The sequence below is a fragment of the Niallia yueguangensis genome (assembly GCF_052663115.1).
This window is the reverse complement of sequence record NZ_JBQTCX010000038.1, coordinates 21,482-27,928: the sequence shown is the minus strand read 5'-3', so window position 1 is coordinate 27,928 and position 6,447 is coordinate 21,482. Positions and strand designations below refer to the sequence as shown.

General features: G+C 35.3%; 6 protein-coding genes and 1 tRNA gene. 6 read left to right on the top strand and 1 reads right to left on the bottom strand.

What is annotated here, in order from left to right; genetic code table 11:
- Positions 1-208: 208 nt before the first annotated feature.
- The 5 genes from ACTYA4_RS21455 (at position 209) to tsaD (ending at position 3,265) form a co-directional block, all read left to right on the top strand.
- Positions 209-282: transfer RNA gene (locus ACTYA4_RS21455), tRNA-Met, on the top strand.
- Positions 283-628: 346 nt separating this feature from the next.
- Entirely contained in the window at positions 629-1,081 is a 453-nt protein-coding gene (tsaE, locus tag ACTYA4_RS21450; RefSeq protein ID WP_443483457.1) for a tRNA (adenosine(37)-N6)-threonylcarbamoyltransferase complex ATPase subunit type 1 TsaE, read from the top strand.
- Positions 1,081-1,797 carry a tRNA (adenosine(37)-N6)-threonylcarbamoyltransferase complex dimerization subunit type 1 TsaB gene (tsaB, locus tag ACTYA4_RS21445; RefSeq protein WP_443483458.1) on the top strand — a complete coding sequence of 239 codons (717 nt, stop codon included), beginning with the start codon at positions 1,081-1,083 and terminating at the stop codon, positions 1,795-1,797. Before tsaE ends, tsaB begins: the two co-directional genes overlap by 1 nt.
- Complete coding sequence (gene rimI / locus ACTYA4_RS21440; protein ID WP_443483459.1) at positions 1,797-2,243, top strand: ribosomal protein S18-alanine N-acetyltransferase; 447 nt, start codon at positions 1,797-1,799, stop codon at positions 2,241-2,243. Before tsaB ends, rimI begins: the two co-directional genes overlap by 1 nt.
- Positions 2,243-3,265, top strand: a complete 1,023-nt coding sequence (gene tsaD / locus ACTYA4_RS21435; protein ID WP_443483460.1) for a tRNA (adenosine(37)-N6)-threonylcarbamoyltransferase complex transferase subunit TsaD — start codon at positions 2,243-2,245, stop codon at positions 3,263-3,265. The genes rimI and tsaD overlap by 1 nt, the downstream gene beginning before the upstream one ends.
- Positions 3,266-3,470: 205 nt before the next feature.
- Here the strand turns inward: tsaD and ACTYA4_RS21430 are convergent, their stop codons facing one another.
- Positions 3,471-5,384 (bottom strand): ABC-F family ATP-binding cassette domain-containing protein, encoded by a 1,914-nt coding sequence (locus ACTYA4_RS21430; RefSeq protein ID WP_443483461.1) that lies wholly within the window; start codon positions 5,382-5,384, stop codon positions 3,471-3,473.
- 409 nt (positions 5,385-5,793) lie between these two features.
- Between ACTYA4_RS21430 and moaC the strand changes: the two genes are divergently transcribed.
- On the top strand, positions 5,794-6,285 hold the full coding sequence (gene moaC, locus ACTYA4_RS21425; protein ID WP_443483462.1) for a cyclic pyranopterin monophosphate synthase MoaC: 492 nt from the start codon (positions 5,794-5,796) through the stop codon (positions 6,283-6,285).
- Positions 6,286-6,447: the final 162 nt, after the last annotated feature.

Here is a 6,447-nt window from a genome sequence, read left to right as displayed (position 1 = left end):
GCTTCTCAGCGCCGATGGTAGTTGGGGGCTCTCCCCCTGTGAGAGTAGGACGTCGCCAGGCAATTATAATATCGTCGTGGGCTAGAGCAACGAGCTTTACTTCAGTGAATATACGTCGAGTTGTACCGATTGAACTGCATCTTGAATAGGCATTCCGAAATCGGGACATTATAAAAGGGCAGGAACAAAATTATTTAACTATTATCGTCGCGGGGTGGAGCAGTCTGGTAGCTCGTCGGGCTCATAACCCGAAGGTCGTAGGTTCAAATCCTGCCTCCGCAATAAACAACCATACAATAAAAAATCCTTAGGGTAATACCTAAGGATTTTTTATTGTACTTAGGCAAGAAGACTTCTTTCTAAAATTGTGCGATTAAAAAGTTAAAGGGAATGAAGCTTAGAGCACCGGACTTCCACAGGGTGTGAGTATTTTCAGTTGAAGATTCTCTATATTAAAATGTGAGGAGCGGAAAAGTAGAAGTTCGACGACATCTGATCTTGTTGAACATCCTCTAAAAGAATAATTACTACAACTGGATGAATAAAAAACTATTCATGCTTTAGACTGATAGATGAATTGAGTATAATAAAGGATATGACTAAATATCGAATAACTAGGTGATGGTACATGGATAAATTTGAATGGATTACACAAAACCATGAAGATACAATGAAAATAGCAGAACAATTAGCTGCATTGTTGCAAAAAGGTGATGTAATAACCTTGGAAGGCGATTTAGGAGCTGGAAAAACAACCTTTACAAAAGGGGTGGCCAAAGGTCTAAATATAAACAAAACAGTAAACAGTCCTACTTTTACGATCATAAAAGAATATAAAGGCAGACTTCCCCTTTATCATATGGATGTATATCGGGTCAAAGATTCATTTGAAGATTTGGGATTTGATGAGTATTTTGAAGGTGATGGTGTTTGTGTCGTAGAGTGGGCCCATTTAATTCAAGATCAGCTGCCAGAAGAATATTTAAAAATTTGTTTATACTATGAAAACGAGTCTGGAAGAAAAATTGTTTTTTCTCCATATGGTACAAGGTATATGCAATTATGTAAGGAGTTATTTTAATGAAAGTACTTGCAATTGATACTTCTAATTTTGTATTGGGGATTTCGTTATTAGATAATGAAAAAGTAGTCGGTGAATATATAACCAATTTAAAGAAAAATCATTCTGTTCGAGCAATGCCTGCGATTGAACAGCTAATGAAAGAATGTGATATAAAACCGAAAGAACTGACGAAAATTGTAGTTGCCAAAGGGCCAGGCTCTTATACTGGTGTTAGAATTGGTGTTACTATTGCTAAAACATTGGCTTGGACTTTAAATATTCCTTTAGTAGGGGTATCGAGTTTAGAAGTATTAGCCGTATCTGTCGGCAAGTATTTTGAAGGAAATGTAGTGCCGTTATTTGATGCAAGAAGAGGTCAAATATATACTGGTTTATATCAATTTTCGGAAAAAAAATGTATACAAAAAAAAGAAGATCAATTAATTTTAACAACAGACTGGGTTGAACAGTTAAAAAAAGAACAAAAGAAAATATTATTTGTTGGAAATGATCTACCTTTACATCAAGAGGTTATTTTATCAGGATTAGGAGAGCAAGCTATATTAGCTGATCCTGCAGATTATAATCCTAGACCATCGGTTTTAGCCATGTTGGGAAATGAAAAAGAGAATGAAGAAATACATACTTTTATTCCGGAATATATTCGGTTGGCAGAGGCAGAAGCAAATTGGTTAGAAGCAAATAAAAAAGGTAAAAAGGAAGACATGGGGTAATGGAAAATGTTAATTTTCGTTATATGACAGTTGAAGATATTGAAGAAATATATACGATTGAAACAATGTCTTTTACTACTCCATGGAGCAAAGAAGCTTTTTACAATGAACTAACACAAAATCGTTTTGCTGCATATGTGGTAATAGAGCATAACAAGCATTTAGTAGGTTATTGTGGAGTATGGATTGTAGTGGATGAAGCGCATATTACAAACATTGCAATTTTGCCTGAGTATAGAGGAATTAAGTTAGGAGAAAAACTGTTAAAAAAAATAATGCAGGAAGCGAAAAATAAAGGGGCTGTTACGATGACATTAGAAGTAAGAGTATCCAATAAAATCGCACAGAATTTGTATAGAAAATTGGGCTTTCAAGATGGAGCCATCAGGAAGAATTATTATACAGATAATCAAGAAGATGCATTAGTAATGTGGGTGAAAATATAATGACAAATGATTTGCTTGTATTAGGAATTGAAACTAGTTGTGATGAAACGGCTGTTTCAGTAATAAAAAACGGAACAGAAATACTTTCAAATGTTGTTGCTTCTCAAATCGAAAGTCATAAAAGATTTGGAGGTGTGGTTCCTGAAATTGCTTCGAGACATCATGTAGAACAAATAACTTTAGTAATAGAAGAAGCAATGAACTGTGCAAATGTAACCTATCAAGATTTGCAGGCAATAGCCGTAACGGAAGGACCAGGACTTGTTGGAGCATTATTAATAGGTGTTAATGCAGCAAAGGCGATAAGTTTTGCACATGATATCCCCATTGTGGGAGTTCACCATATTGCAGGACATATTTATGCAAATCAGCTTGTGGATAACTTAGAATTTCCTTTACTAGCATTAGTCGTTTCTGGTGGCCATACTGAGCTGGTTTATATGAAAGAACACGGTCATTTTGAAGTGATAGGGGAAACAAGAGATGATGCGGCAGGAGAAGCGTATGATAAAGTGGCGAGAACGTTAAATTTACCGTATCCAGGGGGTCCACATATTGATAAGTTAGCCCAAAATGGCAATACAATTATAAAACTGCCGCGTGCTTGGATTGACGGAACGTATGATTTTAGCTTTAGTGGACTTAAATCCGCAGTTATCAACACTGTGCATAACGCAGAACAGCGAGGAGAAACAATCAAGCCGGAGGACCTTGCAGCCAGTTTTCAAGCAAGTGTTGTGGACGTGCTTGTTTCGAAAACGGTGCAGGCAGCAAAAGAGTTTGCTGTTAAGCAAGTACTTTTAGCTGGGGGAGTTGCAGCAAATAAAGGACTAAGAACAGCGTTAGATCAAGCTTTTCAAGCATCTCCTGGGATTAAACTAACGATTCCACCATTATCTTTATGCACAGATAATGCTGCAATGATTGCAGCGGCAGGAACTGTTTTTTATCAAAAAGGGCAAAGAGCAGCATTAAATTTAAATGGAAATCCAGGTTTAGACATAACTATCCACAATCAATGATGTATAGGATTAAATCCCTGTAAAAGTACGGGGATTTTTTATGTGGATAATTGTGAAAAAATTTAGAAAACTGTGGATAATGTGAATATTTTTTGTTGGAACTGTGGATAATGTGAATAAATATGTGGAAAGCTAATATAATAACTATTAGTCTGTGGGTAAAAATGTGGAAAAAAAGTACTGGATAGATTCTATCCAGTACTTTTTACTTATCTGATAATTCTGTCCATTCATCCATAAGATTATCAATCTGATTTTTAAAGGTTTCAGTTTCCTTATTAAGTTCATACACCTTTTCATGATCTTGAAAGATATCTGGTTCACAAAGTAATTGCTCGTTGGTAGAGACTTTTTGTTCTAATTCTTCAATCTGCTTTTCTATTTCTTCAATTCTTCTTACACGCTGGCGTTCTAGTTTTTTGGCTTCTTTATCTAATTGATAGGAGTTTTTATCATTTTCTGTACTAGATTCCTTCGCAACCGCTGTAGCAGCAGCAAGTTCTAATAGTTCCTCTTGCTCTAGTTTTTTTTCTACATAATAATCGTAGTCGCCTAAAAATTCTGTAGATCCTTCACGCTGCAATTCGATTACCTTTGTCGCAATCCGGTTAATAAAATATCTATCATGTGATACAAATAGGATCGTGCCAGGAAAATCAATTAATGCATTCTCCAACACTTCTTTGCTGTCTAAATCAAGATGGTTGGTTGGTTCATCTAATATTAAAAAGTTTGGGCGCTCCATCATTAACTTTGCTAGAGCTAATCGTGCTTTTTCTCCCCCGCTTAAGGAACTTACGATTTTAAGAACATCATCGCCTGAAAATAAAAAATTACCAAGTACTGTTCTTATATCCTTCTCTGGTTTAAGGGGAAATTCATCCCAAAGCTCATTTAACACTTTTTTATTAGAAGAAAGTTCTGCTTGTTCTTGATCATAATAACCGATCATAACATTGGTGCCAAAGGACATCTCCCCTGAATATTGTGGGAGCTTAGCAATAATCGTTTTTAACAAGGTCGATTTACCAACCCCATTTGGTCCTACTAATGCAATACTATCTCCACGATTGATGTGAAATTGAACATTTCTTGCTACGATATTGTTTTCATATCCAATGGATAATTCATTAATTTTTAAAACGTCATTGCCACTTTGTTTTTCGATGCCAAACCCAAATGTAGCTGACTTCTCTGCTCCATCTGGACGATCCATTCGGTCCATCCGATCTAATTTTTTTCGTCTGCTTTGTGCGCGTTTCGTAGTTGAGGCGCGGGCTAAGTTTTTTTGGATAAAGGATTCTAACTTGGCAATCTCATCTTGCTGCTTTTCATATAATTTTATTTCACGTTCGTAATTTTCAGCCTTTTGTTCTAGATAAGCACTGTAATTGCCAATAAACTTCTGAATATGATTCCTTGATAATTCATATACTTGAGTTACTACTTTATCTAGGAAGTAGCGATCATGAGATACAATAAGAACAGCTCCTTTATAACCTTGTAAATACTGTTCCAGCCATGATAATGTTTCAATATCTAAATGGTTTGTTGGCTCGTCCAATATTAATATATCTGGAGTTATTAATAATAATTTTGCAAGTGCAAGTCTTGTTTTTTGTCCCCCACTTAAACTAGAGATCTTCGTATTATAATCAAAAGAGCTGAAATTTAAGCCATGAAGAACAGAGCGAATATCTGCTTCATATTGATATCCCCCACTTTCTTTAAAATCAAACTGTAATTTATCATACTCTATTAGTATTTTTTCGAAGCTATTTGTATTAGGGTCTGACATCTGTTGTTCTAATTTTCTAAGCTCTAATTCTTGTTCTTGTAATGCTTTGAATACTGTAAGCATTTCATCCCAAATACTTAAATTCGATTCTAATCCAGTATTTTGGGCAAGATAACCAATCTCCACATTTTTAGGTTTTATTATTTCTCCGGAATCATATGATAAATGACCGGCAATCATTTTTAAAAGGGTGGATTTTCCAGCACCATTTCTGCCGACAAGTGCTATTCTATCTCTAGTTTGTACTTCTAACTTTATATTTGATAAGATTAGATCAGCTCCAAAGTACTTGGATAACTGATTTACTTGTAATAAGATCATTTGCTTCACCTCAGATGATATGTACATTAAGTGTAACCTAAAAATGCGTAATACTGCAATAAAGTGTCATTTTCAGGCTGTCGACAAACGCTCGCTTTCTTCGTTGTTCGCCTTACTCGGATGCTCATTACCCAACCATGGTAACTCCGCTCCTCCCAAGGCTTCACGCCTCGAAAGACAACCGTTTTCGATCAGCCTGAGGTTTCTGCAAAAATGAGTTTTTTGTCTACACTCTAATACTGCAATAAAGTGTCATTTTCCTTCCTTTTGCTTACATGTGTTTTTTGTATTTAGAAATATATTCCTTTTTAGGTGGATTTCACTAAATTCTTACGCTAAAATAGAAAATATAGGTTTAAATACACATTATGTGAAAAATAGTGTATCATTTTGCATAGAGGTGTTTTAAATGGACGAATTGACGCATTTTAATCAAGATGGAAGAGCGAAAATGGTGGATATAAGCGATAAACATGAAACCGTTCGCACTGCAATAGCGAAATCTAGCATTACAGTTAGTAAAGATATATATGAGAAAATAACAGAGCAAACAATGAAAAAAGGAGATGTTTTAGCGGTTGCTCAAGTTGCGGGTATTATGGCAGCGAAAAAAACATCAGACCTTATACCAATGTGTCATCCCATTCATTTGACGGGTGTAGATATTTCATATCAGTGGAAAGAAAAACAATCCAGTGATTATAAATTAATCATTATCGTAAAAGTAAAAACAGTTGGAAGCACTGGTGTGGAAATGGAAGCATTAACTGCAGCGTCCATTACGGCGTTAACCGTTTATGATATGTGTAAAAGCATGGATAAAGGAATGGTAATCGGCAAAACATATTTAGTTGAAAAAACAGGTGGGAAAAACGGCGATTTCAAAAGACAAGATTTATAGTAATTTTTACTGAAAAAAGAGGCATCCCTGTCTGTACAGTAAAAAATAAAGGCTGTATTCTCAAAGTTTGTTGTTTTTTTACGTGAAAAATGGGAGAAGAAGTATTCGGGCTGCGAATTTAAAAGCAACAATCTATACGAAAACAGCCAAAATAAAAGAAGA

Coding starts and splice junctions, on each gene's coding strand:
- tsaB (WP_443483458.1), top strand. CDS start 1,081: ATGAAAGTACTTGCAATTGATACTTCTAATTTTGTATTGGGGATTTCG.
- ACTYA4_RS21430 (WP_443483461.1), bottom strand. CDS start 5,384: ATGATCTTATTACAAGTAAATCAGTTATCCAAGTACTTTGGAGCTGAT.
- tsaD (WP_443483460.1), top strand. CDS start 2,243: ATGACAAATGATTTGCTTGTATTAGGAATTGAAACTAGTTGTGATGAA.
- tsaE (WP_443483457.1), top strand. CDS start 629: ATGGATAAATTTGAATGGATTACACAAAACCATGAAGATACAATGAAA.
- moaC (WP_443483462.1), top strand. CDS start 5,794: ATGGACGAATTGACGCATTTTAATCAAGATGGAAGAGCGAAAATGGTG.
- rimI (WP_443483459.1), top strand. CDS start 1,797: ATGGAAAATGTTAATTTTCGTTATATGACAGTTGAAGATATTGAAGAA.